Annotated in this window: 14 protein-coding genes; 2 read left to right on the forward strand and 12 right to left on the reverse strand. The window is 65.3% G+C overall.

Annotated elements, in window-relative coordinates; genetic code table 11:
• Window positions 1–102 precede the first annotated feature (102 nt).
• Genes BN60_RS14690 through BN60_RS14700 form a run of 3 tightly spaced genes read right to left on the reverse strand, consistent with a single transcriptional unit; the run spans window position 103 to window position 4,672 of the window.
• Window positions 103–3,066 carry an FAD-binding and (Fe-S)-binding domain-containing protein gene (locus BN60_RS14690; protein ID WP_020696847.1) on the reverse strand — a complete coding sequence of 988 codons (2,964 nt, stop codon included), beginning with the start codon at window positions 3,064–3,066 and terminating at the stop codon, window positions 103–105.
• Window positions 3,024–4,013, reverse strand: coding sequence for a Bug family tripartite tricarboxylate transporter substrate binding protein (locus BN60_RS14695; RefSeq protein ID WP_020696848.1), 990 nt, complete (start codon window positions 4,011–4,013; stop codon window positions 3,024–3,026). The genes BN60_RS14690 and BN60_RS14695 overlap by 43 nt, the downstream gene beginning before the upstream one ends.
• Window positions 4,013–4,672 (reverse strand): GntR family transcriptional regulator, encoded by a 660-nt coding sequence (locus BN60_RS14700; RefSeq protein ID WP_215905908.1) that lies wholly within the window; start codon window positions 4,670–4,672, stop codon window positions 4,013–4,015. The genes BN60_RS14695 and BN60_RS14700 overlap by 1 nt, the downstream gene beginning before the upstream one ends.
• A gap of 101 nt (window positions 4,673–4,773) precedes the next feature.
• On the opposite strand from BN60_RS14700, the gene BN60_RS14705 reads away from it, so the two are divergent.
• On the forward strand, window positions 4,774–5,970 hold the full coding sequence (locus BN60_RS14705; protein WP_020696850.1) for a pyridoxal-phosphate-dependent aminotransferase family protein: 1,197 nt from the start codon (window positions 4,774–4,776) through the stop codon (window positions 5,968–5,970).
• Between the two features lie 7 nt (window positions 5,971–5,977).
• Here BN60_RS14705 and BN60_RS14710 read toward each other — a convergent pair whose 3' ends face one another.
• From BN60_RS14710 to BN60_RS14750, 9 genes are all read right to left on the reverse strand, one after another.
• Window positions 5,978–6,604 carry a DUF1826 domain-containing protein gene (locus tag BN60_RS14710; protein ID WP_020696851.1) on the reverse strand — a complete coding sequence of 209 codons (627 nt, stop codon included), beginning with the start codon at window positions 6,602–6,604 and terminating at the stop codon, window positions 5,978–5,980.
• Between the two features lie 45 nt (window positions 6,605–6,649).
• On the reverse strand, window positions 6,650–7,993 hold the full coding sequence (gene gdhA, locus BN60_RS14715) for an NADP-specific glutamate dehydrogenase (RefSeq protein ID WP_020696852.1): 1,344 nt from the start codon (window positions 7,991–7,993) through the stop codon (window positions 6,650–6,652).
• 86 nt (window positions 7,994–8,079) lie between these two features.
• On the reverse strand, window positions 8,080–9,096 hold the full coding sequence (locus BN60_RS14720) for an ABC transporter ATP-binding protein (RefSeq protein ID WP_020696853.1): 1,017 nt from the start codon (window positions 9,094–9,096) through the stop codon (window positions 8,080–8,082).
• The gene (locus tag BN60_RS14725) at window positions 9,093–10,100 is read right to left on the reverse strand and encodes an ABC transporter ATP-binding protein (protein WP_020696854.1); all 1,008 of its coding nucleotides are present in this window, start codon (window positions 10,098–10,100) and stop codon (window positions 9,093–9,095) included. Before BN60_RS14725 ends, BN60_RS14720 begins: the two co-directional genes overlap by 4 nt.
• Window positions 10,101–10,102: 2 nt before the next feature.
• Window positions 10,103–10,978, reverse strand: a complete 876-nt coding sequence (locus tag BN60_RS14730) for an ABC transporter permease (protein ID WP_020696855.1) — start codon at window positions 10,976–10,978, stop codon at window positions 10,103–10,105.
• Between the two features lies 1 nt (window position 10,979).
• Window positions 10,980–11,921 (reverse strand): ABC transporter permease, encoded by a 942-nt coding sequence (locus BN60_RS14735; RefSeq protein WP_020696856.1) that lies wholly within the window; start codon window positions 11,919–11,921, stop codon window positions 10,980–10,982.
• A gap of 22 nt (window positions 11,922–11,943) precedes the next feature.
• The gene (locus tag BN60_RS14740) at window positions 11,944–13,524 is read right to left on the reverse strand and encodes an ABC transporter substrate-binding protein (RefSeq protein WP_020696857.1); all 1,581 of its coding nucleotides are present in this window, start codon (window positions 13,522–13,524) and stop codon (window positions 11,944–11,946) included.
• Window positions 13,525–13,602: 78 nt separating this feature from the next.
• Entirely contained in the window at window positions 13,603–15,075 is a 1,473-nt protein-coding gene (locus tag BN60_RS14745) for a M81 family metallopeptidase (protein WP_020696858.1), read from the reverse strand.
• Between the two features lie 7 nt (window positions 15,076–15,082).
• On the reverse strand, window positions 15,083–15,973 hold the full coding sequence (locus tag BN60_RS14750) for a polysaccharide deacetylase family protein (RefSeq protein ID WP_043285678.1): 891 nt from the start codon (window positions 15,971–15,973) through the stop codon (window positions 15,083–15,085).
• A 101-nt stretch (window positions 15,974–16,074) separates the two neighbouring features.
• Between BN60_RS14750 and BN60_RS14755 the strand changes: the two genes are divergently transcribed.
• On the forward strand, window positions 16,075–17,838 hold the full coding sequence (locus BN60_RS14755; protein WP_202949816.1) for an ABC transporter permease: 1,764 nt from the start codon (window positions 16,075–16,077) through the stop codon (window positions 17,836–17,838).
• Window positions 17,839–17,854 lie beyond the last annotated feature (16 nt).

A 17,854-nucleotide genomic window follows, 5' to 3' on the forward strand; every position in this document is an offset into this window, starting at 1 on the left:
CCACAGCGAGGGCGGGACCGCAATAAATCCGGGCCTTCTGCATCGCGAGGGGACGCAATGCCGGCCTGCGCAACCAACTGCCACGGGCCGGCGCGCGGTCCTCTACTCCAGCGCGGCGGCGAGGACCTGGGCGACGTGCAGCGCCTGGCGGTCGGCGCCGTCGGCGATCTGGTGGCGGCAGGAGGTGCCGTCGGCCACGACCAGCGTATCGGCATCGGCCTTGCGCACGGCCGGCAGCAGCGACAGCTCGGCCATGGCCATCGAGGTTTCGTAATGCTCGGCCTCGTAGCCGAAGCTGCCGGCCATGCCGCAGCAGCTCGACTCGATGGGCGTCACCTTGAGATCGGGCACCAGGCCCAGCACTTCCTGTACCGCGCTCATCGCCCCAAAGGCCTTCTGATGGCAGTGGCCGTGCAGCAGCGCCGTCTTTTCCCGCAGCGGCTTGAGATCGAGCGCCAGCCGGCCTTCCCGCTTCTCGCGGGCAAGGAATTCCTCGAACAGCACGGCGTTGTCGGCCACGACCTTGGCGTCCTCGCCGAGATTCATCGCCAGGAACTCGTCGCGCAAGGTGAACAGGCACGAGGGTTCGAGCCCGATGATGGGCACGCCCTTGACGGCGAAGGGACGGAGCGCGTTCAGGAGTCGCCTGCCCTCGCTCCTCGCCCGCTCGACCTGGCCGGTCGAAAGATAGGTGCGACCGCAGCAAAGCGCCGGCGCCCCCAGGGTCGGCCAGGCCACCGCCACCTTGTGGCCGGCAGCCGTGAGCACGCGGCGAGCGTCGTGCAGGATCTCCGGCTCGAAATTGTTCGAGAAGGTATCGGCGAAGATCACCACCGTCGCGTCACGATCGTCGACCTCGGTGGTGGTAAGGAACGTGTCGCCGCGCCATTGCGGCAGACGGCGCTGCTTCGCAAAGCCCAGATAGCTCTGCACGAACCACGCCGCGTTGAACAGCCAGGGGAGCCGCCGCGCCCACGGTGCCATCGACGGCACGGCGCCGATCATCCGGTCGCGCCAGGTGAGGCCGCGCGCCATGGTCCGCGCCGACTTCACCTCGATCTTCATGCGCGCCATGTCGACGCCGGTCGGGCAATCGCGCTTGCAGCCCTTGCAGCTCACGCAAAGGTCCATCGCCGCGGCGACATAGTCGGAGCGCAACGCTTCGGACCCGAGCTGGCCGGAGAGCGCAAGCCGAAGCGTGTTGGCACGGCCGCGCGTCAGATGCTTCTCGTCGCGGGTCACGCGGAAGGACGGGCACATCGTGCCGGCGTCGAACTTCCGGCAATGGCCGTTGTTGTTGCACATCTCGGCAGCCTTCGCGAAGCCGCCAGTGCTGTCGCCGCCGCTGCCGGGTTCGGTCAGGGCCTCGGTGCGCGGATCGTTCTGGACGTTCCATGCCGACCAGTCGAGCGCGGGCGTATAGTCGATGGTCTTGTACCCCGGCTTGAAGCGGAAGAGGTTGCGATCGTCCATGCGCGAGGGCCGCACGATCTTGCCGGGATTGAGGATGCCTTGGGGATCGAACAGGTCCTTGACCGTCTCGAAGGCCTTGGTGAGACGCGGACCGAACTGCCATCCCACCCATTCCGAGCGCACCAGCCCGTCGCCGTGCTCGCCGGAATAAGCGCCCTTGTATTCGCGCACGAGGGCCGACGCCTCCTCGGCGATGGCGCGCATCTTGGTGGCACCCTCGCGGCGCATGTCGAGGATCGGCCGCACATGCAGCGTGCCGACCGAGGCGTGGGCATACCAGGTGCCCTTCGTGCCGTGCTTCTCGAAGACATCGGTGAGGCGCTGCGTGTAGTCCGCGAGATGCTCCAGCGGTACGGCGCAGTCCTCGATGAAGGAGACGGGCTTACCGTCGCCCTTCATCGACATCATGATGTTGAGACCGGCCTTGCGAACCTCCCAGAGCGCGGCCTGCGGACCGGGCTCCGGCATCTCGACGACACTGCCCGCCATGCCGAGATCGCCCATCAGCTCGACCAGCCGCGCGAGATCGCGAAGCTGGTCCTCGCGCTCCTCCCCGGCGAACTCGACCAGCAGAATCGCTTCAGGCTTGCCGATCAGCGCCCGCTCGATGACGGGGCGAAAGGCGGGATTGGCACGCGCGAGCTCGATCATGGTGCGGTCGACCAGTTCCACCGCCGCCGGCTTCAGCTTCACGATGTGCTGGGCGCTGTCCATCGCCTTGTAGAAGCTCGTGAAGTTCACGACGCCCAGCGTCTTGTGCTTCGGGACTGGCGCGAGCTTCAAGGTCAGCCGCTCGGTGACCGCGAGCGTGCCTTCGCTGCCAACCAGGAGATGCGCGAGATTGACCGAATTGTCGGTCGTGTAGGGCCGCTCCGACTGCGGAAAGAAGATATCGAGATTGTAGCCGCCGACCCGCCGCAGCACCTTGGGGTACATGCGCTCGATCTCGTCGCGCTCGGCAAAGGCAAGCTCGGCCACCTTGTCGGCAATGGCACGGACCGATGCCGGCATGTCCTCGGGCCGCGCCGAACCGAAGCGCGCCCGCTCGCCGCTGGCCAGGATGGCATCAATGGAGGCGACGTTGTGAACCATGTTGCCGTAGCGGATGGAGCGCGAGCCGCAGGAATTGTTGCCGGCCATGCCACCCAGCGTGCACTGCGCCGAGGTCGAGACATCGACCGGATACCAGAGCCCGTGCGGCTTCAGCCAGGCGTTGAGCTGGTCCAGCACCACGCCGGGCTGCACCGTGACCTGCGCCTTGTTCTTGTCGAACCCCACGATCTCGCGCAGGTACTTCGAGCAATCGATGACCAGCGCTTCGCCGACCGTCTGGCCGCACTGCGAGGTCCCCGCCCCGCGCGGCAGGATCGCGGCCTTGGCATCGCGCGCCACGTCGATGGCAAGCCCGAGATCGGTCTCGTCGCGTGGCACGACAATGCCCACCGGCTCGACCTGGTAGATCGAGGCGTCGGTCGAGTAGCGCCCACGCGAGGCCCTGTCGAAGAGGACCTCGCCTTTGAGAGTGCGTTTAAGATTCTGTTCGAGCGTGCTCAGTCTAGTTTCACCCCGGCCGCCGCGACGACCTTCTGCCATTTCTCGATTTCGGTGCGGATGCGCTTGGCAAAGTCAGCCGGCTTCTCGCCGCCGACCTGCGCGAGCTGATCCTTCCAGATGGTCTGGAGCTTCGGATTGGCCAGCGCCTTGACCACCTCTGCGTACATACGATCGACGATCGGCTGCGGCGTGCCCTTGATGGCCCACAGGCCGTACCAGGTCGACACGAGCCAATTCGGCACGCCGATCTCGGCCGCCGTCGGCATGTCCGGATACTCCGGCACGCGCTTCTGGGTCGCCACCGCAAGGCCCTTCAGCTTGCCTGCCTTGATCTGCTGCGCCGAGGTGCCCATGCCGTCGAACATCATGTCGGCATTGCCGGCAAGCAGGTCCTGCATCGCGGGGCCCGCACCGCGATAGGGTACGTGCGTGATCTCGGTCTTGGTTTCGAGCTTGAACAGTTCGCCCGCCAGATGATGCGCCGTGCCGGCGCCGGCCGAGGCGTAGTTCACCTTGCCGGGATTGGCCTTCACGTAGGCGATGAACTCGGCGGCCGTATTGACCGGCACCTTGCTGGGATTGATCGAGATCACCTGCGGCACCAGCGCCACCATGGTGATCGGCTCGAAGTTCTTCTCCAGATCGTAGTCGAGGTTCTTGTAGATCGACGGGGCGATCGTGTGGTGGATGGCGCCGACGAAGAAGACGGAACCGTCGGGCTTCATCTTGGCGGCCTGCGAGGCGCCCACCGTGCCGCCTGCCCCGCCCTTGTTGTCGATGATGATCTGGCAGCCGAGCTGCTCACCGACCTGGGCAGCCAGCGGCCGCGCGAAGACATCGGTGCCGCCGCCGGCCGGGAACGGGTTGACCCAGGTGATCGTCTGCGGTGGCCAGCCCTGCTGGGCACGCGCCACCGCGGGTGCCGCCAGGGTGGCGGCAAGCCCGAGCTTCAGCGCATTGCGGCGCGTGGAAAAAGTCGACGTCATTATTCGTTTCCTCCCTCAAGGATCTCACTGTCTTGATTATTCATCGTAGCCAGCACCGCCTGCTGCTTCGCCCGCAGGTGCCGGATGAGGAGATCACGTAGCGCAGCGCCATCGCGCGCGGCAAGGGCTGCGATCATGGAACGATGTTCCGCAACCGCCTGATCCCATTTCGCGCGATTGAGGTTGGAGCGGAAGCGGAGCGCGTGCAGGCGCGCGTTGAGCATCCGGTAGGTCTGGCCCAGCACCGCATTGCCGGCGATGGCATTCAGGCGGTCATGGATGGCGCGGTTGATGCGATAGTAAGCTGGAAGATCGTGCTGGGCATGCGCCGCCTCCATTTCCGCCTGCAACGCGCGCAAATGGACGATATCGCCATCGGTCACCCGGGCGACAGCGAGTTCCCCCGCCAGCCCCTCCAGGGCCGCCATGACCTCGAAGCCATCCCGTACATCGTCCGGCGACAGGGCCACGACCTGCGCGCCGCGATTGGGAAGCTGAACCAGTAGCCCATCGGCGGCCAGCATACGGAAGGCTTCGCGGAGTGGTGTGCGCGAGACGCCCAGCCGTTCGCAGAGCTCGCGCTCGTTCAGCTTGGCGCCCGGCTGCAACCCGCCTTCGATGATCAGGGTGCGCAGCCGCTCGGCCGCCGCCTCCGGCAAGCTCGATCGGGCGATGGGGAAGGAAGAGCCATCCATGTGTCTGGACTCAACTTGGCATATTGTATACAAAATGCAAGTGAACAGTTGGAAAGGCTGAAATCATGCGCCTGAACTCCCATCCGAGCGGCCGTCACTTCCTGCAAATTCCTGGGCCGACCAACGTTCCAGACCGCGTTCTTCGTGCGATGGATCATCCGACGATCGATCATCGCGGCCCCGAGTTCAACGCGTTGGCCAAGAAAATCCTGCGATCTGTCCGGCAAGTTTTCCAGACAAAACAACCGGTTATCATCTATCCCGCATCTGGTACGGGAGCTTGGGAAGCCGCCCTCGTGAACACCCTGTCGCCCGGCGACCAGGTGCTGATGTGGGAGACCGGCCACTTCGCTTCCTTGTGGAAGAAGATGGCCGACAAGCTTGGAATCAAATCAGAATTTATGGGTGGCGATTGGCGCAAGCCGGCCGATCCCGCGGCCATCGAGAAGCGCTTGAAGGAAGACACCGGCCACGCCATCAAGGCGGTCTGTATCGTCCATAATGAGACCTCGACGGGTGTCGTGAGCGACATCTCCGCCGTCCGGCGCGCGATCGACGCCGCCAAGCATCCCGCCCTGCTGCTGGTCGACACGATCTCTTCGCTGGGATCGATCGACTACCGTCACGACGCCTGGGGCGTCGATGTCACGGTCGCGGGCTCGCAGAAGGGCCTGATGCTGCCGCCCGGCCTCTCCTTCAATGCGGTGAGCGAGAAGGCAGTCGCAGCCTCGAAGTCCTCCAAGATGATCAAGGCCTTCTGGGGTTGGGACGAGATGCTGGCGTCCAACGCCAACGGCTGGTTCCCCTACACGCCCGCCACCAACCTGCTCTATGGCCTCAACGAAGCCTGCGACATGCTGCTGGAGGAAGGGCTCGGCGCCGTGTTCGCCCGCCACACCCGCCATGCCGAGGCGACGCGCGCCGCGGTCACCGGCTGGGGGCTGGAGATCCTGTGCAGCGATCCCAAAGCCTATTCGGGCTCTCTGACCGCCATCGTGATGCCCGAAGGCCACGACGCCGACGCCTTCCGCAAGGTCGCCCTGGAGAACTTCAACCTGTCGCTCGGCCAGGGCCTCACCAAGGTCGCGGGCAAGGTCTTCCGCATCGGCCATCTCGGCGACTTCAACGACCTGATGCTGATGGGCACGCTGTCGGGCGTCGAGATGGCGCTGGGCCTGGCCAAGGTCCCGCACAAGACGGGCGGTGCCCAGGCTGCCCTCACCTACCTCCGCGACACCGCGCCGGGCGCACGCCGCGACTAAGGCAACCTCAGTCGTCGCTGAATTCTTCGTTGATGCAGAGGAACAGCCGCGTCACGCCGCTGCCGGAAAGCGGCGGCGAACGATGCACTACGGACACGGCCTTCGCCCGCTGCACGCCCTTGAACAGGCCCACGGCAAAGCGCGGCAGCTCGTTCAGCGCGCCGCGATAGCGCCGCTGCGCGCGCAACGCCCGCGCGGCCTGCTCGAGCGGCGGCCACTGCGTACCGGGGCCCCGATAAGTCGCATTCAGGCGCAAACCGACATAGTCGCGGTGGAAGCGCCAGCAGCCGTCATGGTCGAGGGCTTCGATTCTGAGATCCACACGCGCCGCGCCGGAGATCCGGCCGAAGCTGGCCGCGAGACCAGCCACATCGTCGATCAGGCAAGCACGCGCGGGACAGTCACCGAGATCGGCGTCGTCGCATAACGCGGCGAACTGCGCCGGCACCTCGGCTGGCGTGGCAACGAAGCGGCCGTCAGGCAGCTTCTCCGGCGGCAGAGCGTCGAGCCATGCCGCAAGCCCCGACGGAGCGGGCCGTGCCCACACCGCAAGGGCAACATCTTGATCGACGATGCGGTCGAGGACGGCTTCTTCGCCAGCCTCGACGATCGGCGAACCGGATCCCAGGTTCATCCGATATTTGGTACATTATAACATCATGTACCGTCAACCAACCCATCAGACCACGCCGAACGCCCGCATGGCTTCGGCAACGCGGATGAAGCCTGCGATGTTGGCGCCCAGCACGTAGTTGCCGGGCGAGCCGTATTCGTCGGCGACTTCGGCGCAGCGGTCGTGGATGCCGTTCATGATGCCGGCCAGGCGCTCTTCCGTCGCCTCGAAAGTCCAGGAATCGCGCGAGGCGTTCTGCTGCATTTCGAGCGCGCTGGTCGCCACGCCGCCGGCGTTGGTCGCCTTGCCCGGCCCGAACAGCACACCGGCTTCGAGGAACAGCCGCACCGCCTCGGGCGTGCAGGGCATGTTCGCCCCCTCGCCGACCGCCAGCACCTTGTTCTTCACCAGAGTGCGCGCGTCGCGTCCCGTCAGCTCGTTCTGCGTCGCCGACGGCATGGCGATATCCGCGGGCACGTCCCAGATGCAACCGCCGGGAACGTAGGTCGCACCTGCCCGGCGCTGCTTGGCGTAATCCTCCACCCGGCCGCGCCGCTTTTCCTTGATCTCCTTCAGGAGGTCGAGGTCGATGCCGGCTTCGTCGAGGACATAGCCGTTGGAGTCCGAACAGGCGACGACCTTGCCGCCCAGTTCCGCCACCTTTTCGATCGTGTAGATGGCAACATTGCCAGCGCCCGAAACGATGACCTTCTTGCCGTCGAAGCTCTGGCCGCGCGTGCCGAGCATGCGCTCGACGAAGTAGACCGCGCCGTAGCCCGTGGCTTCGGTGCGGACCCGCGAACCACCCCAGGCCAGGCCCTTGCCCGTAAGCACGCCGGACTCGTAGCGATTGCTCATGCGCTTGTACTGGCCAAACATGTAGCCGATCTCGCGCTGGCCCACGCCGATGTCGCCGGCCGGCACGTCGGTATACTCGCCGAGATGGCGGGACAGCTCGGTCATGAACGACTGGCAGAACCGCATGACCTCGCCGGTCGAGCGGCCCTTGGGATCGAAGTCGGAGCCGCCCTTGCCGCCGCCGATCGGCATGCCCGTCAGCGCATTCTTGAAGACCTGTTCGAAGCCCAGGAATTTCACCGTGCCGAGATAGACCGTCGGATGAAAGCGCAGCCCGCCCTTGAAGGGCCCGAGCGCAGAATTGAACTGGACGCGAAAGCCGCGGTTAATCTGAACGTGGCCGCGGTCGTCGACCCACGGCACGCGAAAGATGATCTGCCGCTCCGGCTCGCAGATGCGCTCGATCAGCGCGTCCTCGGCATAGTGGGGATGTTTCGCGATCACTGCGCCAAGACTATCGAGCACCTCGCGAACCGCTTGATGAAATTCCTCTTCGCCGGGATTGCGGCGCAGTACATCGGCGAAAATCGGCTCCAGCTTCTCATCGAGCATTTCTCTTGGCACTCCTGTCGACATGGGGCCGAGGAGCATCCGCAGATGTGCTCAAGCAAGAGACACAACGACGCACAGAAATGAACCTACGGCGTGAGAGGACCGGGATCGCCGCCGACCGGACGACGCAGGCAGGCGACGTGATGGCCTTCCGCGACTTCGATCAGCGGCGGCACCGTCACCTTGCACTCGGCGACCGCGTAGGGACACCGCGTATGGAAATGGCAGCCGGGCGGCGGCTTGGCCGGGCTCGGAACGTCGCCCTGCACGATGCGCTTGCGCTGGCGGCGTCGCTTGGGGTCAGGCGCGGTCGCCGCCGAAAGCAGCGCCTCGGTGTAAGGATGCAGCGGCTGCGTGAAGAGCGTGCGCTTGGGCGCCAGCTCGACGATGCGCCCGAGATACATCACGGCGATGCGGTGGCTGATGTGCCGCATCACCGCGAGATCGTGGCTGATGAAGAGATAGGCCAGCCCGTATTCTTCCTGCAGGTCGATCAGCAGGTTCAGCACCTGCGCCTGCACCGACACGTCGAGCGCGGAGACCGGCTCGTCGGCCACGATCACGTCGGGATTGACCGACAGCGCCTTGGCGATGCCGAGCCGCTGGCGCTGGCCGCCGGAAAATTCGTGCGCGAATTTGCGCATCGCCTCGGGCCGGAGCCCCACCCGCCGGAAGAGCTGCGCCACCTTCTCGTCGCGCGCCGCGCCCCGGGCGATGCCGAAGTTCTCCAGCGGCTCGCCCACGATCGTGCCCGACGGCAGGCGCGGGTTCATCGAGGAGTACGGATCCTGGAAGATCGTCTGGATGCGCCGGCGATGCGGCCACATGGCGCCCGGCTTGAGATGGGTAATGTCCTCGCCGCCCAGCGCGATGCGCCCGGCCGTCGGTTCGATCAGCTTCAGGACGACTTTGCCGATTGTCGACTTCCCACAACCGGACTCGCCCACCAGGCCGAGCGTCTCGCCGCGACGGATCGAGAAGGAAACACCGTCGACCGCCCTCACCTCCCCGACACGGCGCTGCAGCAGGCCGCCGTGGATCGGAAAGTGCTTTACGAGGCCCTCGACCTGAAGGACGGGCTGGCTATCGAACTTGTCGCTCATGTCGAGGCTCTCACGCGCTCGACTTCCCAGCAGGCCACGGTGTGGCCTGCGCCGCCCTCGACCAGCGGCGGCGCGTCGCGGCGGCACCGATCGGTGGCAAAGCCGCAGCGGGGCGCGAAGGCGCAGCCCACGATCGGCTTGGTGAGGATCGGCACCAACCCCGGAATTTCCTGCAGGCGCGGCCGCGTGCCGGCGGCATCCGCCTCGACATCGAGGCGCGGGATCGCCCGCATCAGGCCGCGCGTGTAGGGATGCAGCGGTTCGGCGAACAACGCTTCGACCGGCGCCTCCTCGACCTTGCGGCCGGCATACATCACCACGACGCGCTCCGTGGTCTCGGCGACGACGCCCAGATCGTGGGTGATCAGCACGATCGCCGTGCCGGTCTTTTCCTTGAGCTCGATCATGAGATCGAGGATCTGCGCCTGGATGGTGACGTCGAGCGCCGTCGTGGGCTCATCGGCGATCAGCACCTGCGGATCACAGGAGAGCGCCATGGCGATCATCACGCGCTGGCGCATGCCGCCGGAAAGCTGGTGCGGATATTCGTCGAGGCGGCGGCGGGCATCGGCGATGCGCACCAGATCCAGCATCTCGCGCGCCCGGTCGCGCGCGGCCGACCAGGGCACATTGAGATGGCGCACGACGTTTTCGGCGATCTGCGTGCCGACCGTAAGCACCGGATTGAGCGAGGTCATCGGCTCCTGGAAGATCATGGAGATGCGATGCCCGCGCAGGCGCTTCATCTCCTCCTCGGAGAGTGTCGTGAGTTCCTCGCCCTCGAACTTGATCGAGCCCGAGGCGATGCGGCCGGTCTCCGGCGGGATCAACCGCAGGATCGACATTGCCGTCACCGACTTGCCGCAGCCCGACTCGCCCACGATGCCCAAGGTCTCGCCGCGCTCGACGTGGAAGGACACGCCGTCGACCGCCCGGACGATGCCGTCCAGGGTACGAAACTGCGTGTGCAGGTCGCGGACTTCGAGGATGGAGGTTCCGGCCATGGTCAGAGCCGCCTCGCCAGCCGCGGATCGAGCCGGTCGCGCAGGCCGTCGCCCAGCAGGTTCACTGCCAGCACGGTGACGGCCAGGAACGCACCGGGGATCAGGATGGTCCAGGGGGCGATCTGAAAGTAGGTGCGCCCCTGGGCGATGATGTTGCCCCAGCTCGGAATTTCCGGCGGCACGCCGGCGCCCAGGAAGCTCAGACCCGCTTCGATCAGCATGGCCGAGGCACAGACATAGGTCGACTGTACGATCAGCGGCGCCAGCGTGTTGGGCAGCACGTGGCGCAGTAGGAGCTTCAGGTTCTTGGTGCCGCCGGCGATGGCGCTTTCGATATAGGGCTGGGCCCGGATCGACAGCACCACGGCGCGCACCACACGCACGATGCGCGGCACTTCGGGGATGACGATGGCCACGATCACGATGCCGAGGCCGGGCCGCGATAGGGTGATGAGCGCGATGGCGAGCAGGATCGAGGGGATCGCCATCAGCCCGTCCATGATGCGCATGACAAACCCGTCGACCCTGCGGAAGTAACCGCAGGCGAGGCCCAGCGCGAGGCCCAGCACGCTCGAAAAGGCCGCCACCGAGAGGCCGACGATCAGGGAGACGCGTGCGCCGTAGATCGTGCGGGAAAAGACGTCCCGGCCGAACTGGTCGGTGCCGAACCACCAGCGCTCCGACGGCGGACGCAGCCGGTTCACGGGCGAGAGCTTCAACGGGTCGTTGGGCGCGATAAAGGGGGCGAAGACCGCCATGACGATCAACGCCACGAGCAGGGTGGCGCCGAAGGCAATGGTGGGATTGCGCCGCACCGCCGTCCACAGCGAGAAGCGGCGGGCAACCGGCAGGTCGAGATCGTCGGCGATAACGGCCATGTCAGTACCGAATCCGCGGATCGAGGAAAGCGTAGGAAATGTCGATGATCAGGTTCACCAGCACCTTGGCGCCGGCAAAGACCAGGATCAGCCCCTGCACCACCGGATAGTCGCGCTTTAGCACGGCATCGACCGTGAGGCGCCCCAGGCCCGGAATGTTGAACACCGTCTCGGTGATGACGACGCCCGAGATCAGCAACGCGATGCCGATGCCGATCACCGTCACGATGGGCACCGCGGCATTCTTCAAGGCGTGCAGCAGCAGCACGCGGTCGGTCGCCAGCCCCTTGGAGTTGGCGGTGCGGATATAATCCTGCGCCAAAACTTCGAGCATCGAGGCTCGCGTGATGCGGGCGATCAGCGCCATGTAGGTGATGCCCAGCGCCACCGAGGGCAGGATCAGGCTCTCGACAAAGGGCCAGAAGCCCTCCCGGATCGGCGAATAGCCCTGCACCGGCAGGAGCTGCCATTGCACGGCAAAGAAGTAGATCAGGATATAGGCCAGCACGAAGGTCGGCATGGCGAAGCCCAGCACGGCGAAGGCCATGGCCAGGCGATCGACCAGCTTGCGCGCCTTCCAGGCCGCCACGACGCCGATGGGAACGGCCAATGCCACCGCCACGAACAGGGTCGAGAGCGTGAGCGCGACCGTCGGCTCCAGCCGCTGGGCGATCAGGCGGGTCACGGCGAGATTCGAGAAGATCGACACGCCCATGTCGCCCTGCAGGAGTTGCCCGACCCAGACGACGAATTGCTCGACCATCGGCCGGTCGAGTCCGAGCTTGGCGCGCACGGCCGCAATCGACTCGGCCGTCGCGTCGTCGCCGGCGATGATCGCAGCGGGATCACCCGGCGCGAACCGCAGCAGGAAAAAGACGAACAGCGCCACCACCGCCATCACCGGCAGGGTGGCGAAGAGACGGCGCACGATATAGGAGGTCATGCGCCGTTACGCTTAGCGGATTTCACTTCTTGGTAATACCCCAGAGCACGGCGAGGCCGGTGTTCGGCACGACGTTGTCGATCTTGTCGCTGCGGAAGGCGATCGGCGTATCCCACTGACCGAACGGCAGGAACACGACCTGCTCCATCGCGCGGGTCTGCAGCTCTTTCGCGATCTTCTTGCGCTCCTCCTCGGTCGCCGCCATGCCGAAAGCATTGCGCAGCTTCTCGACCTCGGGATCGCACGGCCAGCCGAACAGGCCCTTCTCGCAGGCCGCGCCGATCCAGGTGTGCAGGACCGGATTCGACGAGCCGACGCCGCCCGACGTCGTGACGAAGATGTTCCAACCGCCTTGTGCGGGCGGCTCCTTCTTGGCGCGACGCGTCACGACCGAGCCCCAGTCCATCGACTGCGCGTCGACGTTGATGCCGGCTTCGCGCATCGCCTGGACCAGCACCTGCGTGGCCGGCGTGATGGTGGCGTGATCGGTAGCCGAAAGCACGGTGATCGGCTCGCCCTTGTAACCGGCCTCCTTGAGGAGTTGCAGCGCCTTCTTCGGGTTGTACTCCTTCATCAGGTAGCTGCCGCCGTCGTTCTCGTAGGGGCCGCCGCAGGTCAGCAGTCCTTTGCAGACCCGGTAGAACTTCGGATCGCCGACGATGGTGCGCAGGAAGTCTTCCTGGTTGATCAGGTAGTACATCGCCTGCCTCGCCTTCACATTGTCGAACGGCGGGTGGAGATGGTTCAGCCGGATCATGCCCTGCGTGCTGTCGATCTTGCCGGTCTTCATCAGCTTCACGCCGCGTGCCTTCTCGAGCATCGGCAGGAAGTCGTTGGTCGGCTGCTCGTAGAAGTCGATCTCGCCGTTGATCAGCGCCGACATGGTGGTCTGCGGATCGGAAATCCACACCAGTTCGATGCGATCGACCCCGGGGATCTTGGCGCCGGCGAAGGAGGACGGCGCCTCGGTGCGCGGCACGTAGTCCTTGTTCTTGAGATAGACGGCCTTGCTGCCCGGGACCCACTGATCCTTGGCAAACATGTAGGGACCGGAGCCGACTGCTTCCTTGACCTGCTGCTGCGGGTCGGTAAGCGCATCCTTCTCGCGCATGATGGCGGCGATCGAGCTCTGGCTCTTGCCCAGCGACTCCAGCACCATGCCGTAGGGTTCGCGCAGGACCATGGTGAAGGTCTTGTCGTCGACCGGCTCCATCTTGGTGACGAAACCCATCAGACGCTGGCCGACGCCATCCTTGGCGCCCCAGCGCTTCAGCGAGGCGATCACGTCCTTGGTCGTAACCGGCGAGCCGTCGTGGAACTTGAGCCCGTCGCGCAGGGTGAAGGTATAGGTGAGCCGGTCGGGGCTGATCTCGTACTTGCCCACCATCTGGGGCTGCGGCTTCTGGTTGCCGTCGTTGCCGAACAGCGTGTCGTAGATCAGCGCGCCATGGATGTTGGCGATCGTCTGAGTGGTCCACACCGGATCGATGACGCGCACATCGGCGTGCATCACCGCCTTGAGCACCTTTTCCTGCGCCTGCACGTCGGCGGCGGCAAAAGGCACGGCCAGCGCGAGCGCACCGGCGAGAATACGCCTGAACATACGAAAGTCTCCCTTACTCCCCTCACCGAGTATGCAAAGCCGCCGTCGTCCTTGTCCAGCACGACGACGTTGCCGGGGTCAGAAGATCAGCCCGCGCGGCTTTGCATCGGGATCGAGCGGCCAGATCGGGCGCTCGACCTTCTGGTAAGGGACCTTACGATGATCGCGTCGGAGCGGGCCGCTCGATTCGACATAGATCACCTTCTTGGCGATCGGGCCGTAGGCCGCCATGAAGTGATTGGTCGACTTCACCACCACGATCTTGCGCTCGCGCGGATCGATACCGAGGTTGGTGAAGAGTTCGAGGCCGGTTGCCTGCGTGCGATTCGCAATCAGTACGACCTCCACGCCGTCGATACGCACGGCGGCGCAATCGCCTACCGAGACCTGTGTCGGTCCGAAGCTCTGCCAGGCATTGCGCTTGAGTCCGATCACCTCGACCTCAGCATCGACCGGCTGTCCCGAACTCGGCGCGATCTTGCCGCCAAAGCGGAGGCCTATCTTCGCGCCGAGGCCGGCGTCGAAGCACAGGCGCACGGCAATCGGATCCCAGATCGGGCCGAGACATGCATTCTCGACCTTCTTCTCGATCAGATGGCGCAGGATATCGGTATTGTCCGACGGTGCGCCGCCGCCGGCATTGTCGGCGGGATCGGCGATGACCACCGGCAGGTCGTTGAAGGCGACACCCTCGCTCACGCCGGCAGCCACGTCGAACGACGGCGGCTGGGTCTTGCCGCGCAGGCTCACCAGCTCTTCGCCAAGGGTTGTCGCCAGCGCATCGGCCTTCTTCTTGTCGCCGTCCGCAATCACCAGCACGCGCGTACCGATTTCAGGCACGTCGCCGTAGGGAAAGCAGTGGGCGATCGAGACCGACAGGATGCCGTTCTTGCCCTCCATCGCCTTGATGCGGTCGACCAGGCCGCGCATGGGCTGGAGGGTCGTGGGATAGCTCTGGATCTGCCGGCAGTCGTAGACCGACATCACCGGCTTCACCTTGCCGCGCAGCGTGGCGAGAACGAGATCGAGGACGTCTTCCGCCCGCTCGACCACATCGGTGTGCGGAAACTCCTTGTAGAGCACGACGATGTCGGCGCCGGCGATGCGCTTCAGCGTGAGATGGCAGTGCGGATCCAGTTCCACGCCGATCACGCATTTCGGACCGACGATGGCGCGCGCGCGTTCGATGATGTCGCCTTCGACGTCGTCGTAGCCGTGCGCCACCATGGCGCCGTGCAGGCCGAGCAGCAGCCCGTCGACCGGGAGGGCGGCCTTGAGCTGGTCCAGGATCTCGTCGCGCATGGTCTCGTAGTCGGCGCGGTTGGTCGTGCCGGCGGGACTGGCGGCAAAGCAGCTTCCTTCGATCAGCTCGAACCCTTCCGCCTTGGCGCGGGCACGCCCTACGAACAGTGGTGCCGTACACATGCGCGGCGCATCGGCGGGATGTTCGCTGGCCCGGAAGAAGACCGACTCGCGGTAGTTTTCGATGCTGGTGGGGAGCGGAGAGAAGGTGTTGGTCTCGGTGGCGAGCGTGGCCGTGAACAGACGCATGGAACTCCTAGGGGACAGTGCCGGCTGGTAGGGAAATGCAGTGTCGGGCGATGGCGCCCGGGGTGGTGAGCCAGATCGCGTCGCGCTGGGCGGCGATATGCCGGAGCGCGCGCTTGAGGTGTCGCAGCCGGTGCGGTTGACCGACGATATAGGCGTGTAATGCCACGCCCATCACGAGCGGCCGCGCTTGCGACAGCTCCATCATTTCGTCGAACTGGTCGACGATGATATCGGCGAACTGCTCGGCGCCATCCTTGCGGACAACGATCGAGGGAATGTCGTTCACTTCCTGTGGATAGGGCACAGAGAGGATCTTCTTGCCGTCGCGGCAGCGGAACCAGACGGGCTGATCGTCCATGCACCAGTCCAGATGATAGCTGTAGCCGGCATGGGCCAGCACGTCGGGCGTTGCGCGGCTCTGCGATATCCAGGGGCCCAGCCAGCCTTCCGGGGCCTTCCCCTCTTCGTTCGCGATGCGGCTGGTCACTTCCGCAATGAGCTGGCGCTCCTCGGCCTCGCCCAGGATGCCCTGACGCTCGGCATTGGTGCGGCCGTGCCCCACGATCTCGTCGCCGCGGGCGCGGCAAGCGGCCACGAGCTGCGGCGCATGATCGTACATGGCGCTGTTCACGAGCGCCGCCATTGGCAGATCGAGCTGATCGAAGGCGTCGAGCATATACCAGGCGCCGACCCGATTGCCGTAGTCCCGCCAAGCATAATTGAGGACGTCGGGCTGAGGTCCGGCCGGCACCAGCTCGGCGCCCAGGCCTTCGCCAAAGGTGAAATGTTCGAGATTCAAGGCGAAATAAACAGCCAGCCTGCGGTTATCTGGCCACGCGTAATCCTTGCGTCCGCGCAGGGGTACGTAGTCGTAGCGATCGTGAGAACGAAGCTTCATCAGCAAAACGTAGCGTCTGATTTGCCGATGGGCTACGATTTCACCAACGATGAAGAAGCCGCCGGCCTCGCCTGCGGACGATTGTGGGAGGGAATCGAGCGTTGACGGCGACGAGTGCTGCTGCATTGCCTGCGTCTGAAGAGGTCCGTCCGGCGCCCCGCCGGTGGGGGGCGCCATTGTGGGTCGGCGCGCTTCTGATCGTCCTCGCCTTCCTTGTCCTCTATCCACTGCTGATGCTTGTCTTCGGCGCGCTGAGCGACTCCAATCCGGTGGTCGACGGCTTCGGCGCCTTCCGGCCTTCGGCGAAGCACTTCATTGACGTTCTGGGCAACGAGAACGTCCACCTCGCCTTTTTCAATGCCCTGGCGGCCTGCGGTGGCGGCACGATCCTTGCCGTGGTGATCGGACTCGCCTTCTCCTGGATCGTCGTGCGCACCGACACGCCCTTCAAGGGTTTCATCGCCGGCGCCAGCATGATCCCACTCTTCGTGCCACCGCTGGTCGCCGGCGTCGCCTGGGGCATCCTGGGCTCGCCGAAGACCGGGCTGCTCAACACCGTGCTGAAGTGGAGTGGCATCGATTTCCGCTTCGACTTCTACTCGATGTCGGGCCTGATCCTGGTGTTCGGCATCTACTATGCGCCTTACGTCTACATGTTCACCGCCTCGGCGCTGCGGAACATGGACCCGAGCCTCGAGGAAGCGTCCGAAGTTTCCGGCGCCTCGGCCTTCACGACATTGTTCACCGTCACCTTCCCGCTGATTGCGCCGGCGATCCTGGCGGGTTCGCTGCTCTCTTTCGTCGTGATGCTGGGCATCTACGGCGTGCCCGCGGCCCTCGGTGCGCCGGCCAACATCAGCGTCCTCACGACCTACATCTTCAAGCTCACTGCCTGGAGCCCGCCGCTCTACAACACCGCCGCCGCAGTCGCGATCCTTCTCATGGTGGTGACGGCGATCCTCGTCTGGGCGCAACAGCGCGTGCTTTCGGGCAAGAGCTTCGCCACCGTGGCCGGCAAGGCTTTCCGGCCACGTGCCCTGCAGCTTGGCCGCTGGCGCTGGTTCACTTTCAGCCTGGCGCTCCTCTACATCTTCGTGGTCGTCGTGCTGCCGACCCTCGCGTTGATCATCGCCGCCTTCCGAAAGTTCCTGTTCATCAAGGATTTCGACGCGCTGTTCGACGCCAGGGCCTATAGCTGGGTGCACTTCAACAGCGTGTTCGACAATCCGCTGACCATGCTGTCGATCTGGAACACCATGAAGGTCGGTGTGCTGACCGCCCTGGTGGGTGGCGCGCTGGCCTTTGCCATCGGCTATACGGTCAACCGCACCCAGGTTTCCGGCCGCCGCTCGATCGACCTGCTGGCGACCCTGCCCGTGGCTATTCCCGGTCTCGTCGTCGGCGTCGCCTATCTCTGGGCCTGGATCGGTCTGCCCGGCGGCCTCTACGGTACGATCTGGATTCTGGCGTTGGCTTTCGTCGCGCGCTTCATGCCGGACACCGTGAAGGCGCTCTCGACCTCCTTCATGCAGATCCACAAGGAACTGGAAGAAGCCGCCTGGATCTGCGGCCGCGGCATGCTCGGCACCATCCGCACCATCGTGCTGCCGTTGGCACGGCCGGGTGTCGTGGCCTCGATGACGCTGCTGTTCGTGCTGGCGATCCGCGAGCTGGGCTCGTCGCTCTTCCTCTACACCAGCGACACGACCGTGATGGCGGTGTTGCTGCTCGACTATTACGAGGGCGGAAACGTCGGCAAGACTGCCGCCTTCAGTCTTGTGCAGACGGTACTGCTGGCCGTGCTGCTCGGAATCACCACCTGGCTTTCCCGCGACGCCGCGCAGGGCACTGCGAAAGCCGGCTGATCAACTCAACTGACGA

Source organism: Reyranella massiliensis 521 (genome assembly GCF_000312425.1).
GTDB classification, from domain to species: domain Bacteria; phylum Pseudomonadota; class Alphaproteobacteria; order Reyranellales; family Reyranellaceae; genus Reyranella; species Reyranella massiliensis.

Coding starts and splice junctions, on each gene's coding strand:
- BN60_RS14740 (WP_020696857.1), bottom strand. CDS start 13,524: ATGTTCAGGCGTATTCTCGCCGGTGCGCTCGCGCTGGCCGTGCCTTTT.
- BN60_RS14735 (WP_020696856.1), bottom strand. CDS start 11,921: ATGACCTCCTATATCGTGCGCCGTCTCTTCGCCACCCTGCCGGTGATG.
- BN60_RS14730 (WP_020696855.1), bottom strand. CDS start 10,978: ATGGCCGTTATCGCCGACGATCTCGACCTGCCGGTTGCCCGCCGCTTC.
- BN60_RS14705 (WP_020696850.1), top strand. CDS start 4,774: ATGCGCCTGAACTCCCATCCGAGCGGCCGTCACTTCCTGCAAATTCCT.
- BN60_RS14745 (WP_020696858.1), bottom strand. CDS start 15,075: ATGCGTCTGTTCACGGCCACGCTCGCCACCGAGACCAACACCTTCTCT.
- BN60_RS14750 (WP_043285678.1), bottom strand. CDS start 15,973: ATGAAGCTTCGTTCTCACGATCGCTACGACTACGTACCCCTGCGCGGA.
- BN60_RS14710 (WP_020696851.1), bottom strand. CDS start 6,604: ATGAACCTGGGATCCGGTTCGCCGATCGTCGAGGCTGGCGAAGAAGCC.
- BN60_RS14720 (WP_020696853.1), bottom strand. CDS start 9,096: ATGAGCGACAAGTTCGATAGCCAGCCCGTCCTTCAGGTCGAGGGCCTC.
- BN60_RS14695 (WP_020696848.1), bottom strand. CDS start 4,013: ATGACGTCGACTTTTTCCACGCGCCGCAATGCGCTGAAGCTCGGGCTT.
- BN60_RS14690 (WP_020696847.1), bottom strand. CDS start 3,066: ATGGCAGAAGGTCGTCGCGGCGGCCGGGGTGAAACTAGACTGAGCACG.
- BN60_RS14725 (WP_020696854.1), bottom strand. CDS start 10,100: ATGGCCGGAACCTCCATCCTCGAAGTCCGCGACCTGCACACGCAGTTT.
- gdhA (WP_020696852.1), bottom strand. CDS start 7,993: ATGCTCGATGAGAAGCTGGAGCCGATTTTCGCCGATGTACTGCGCCGC.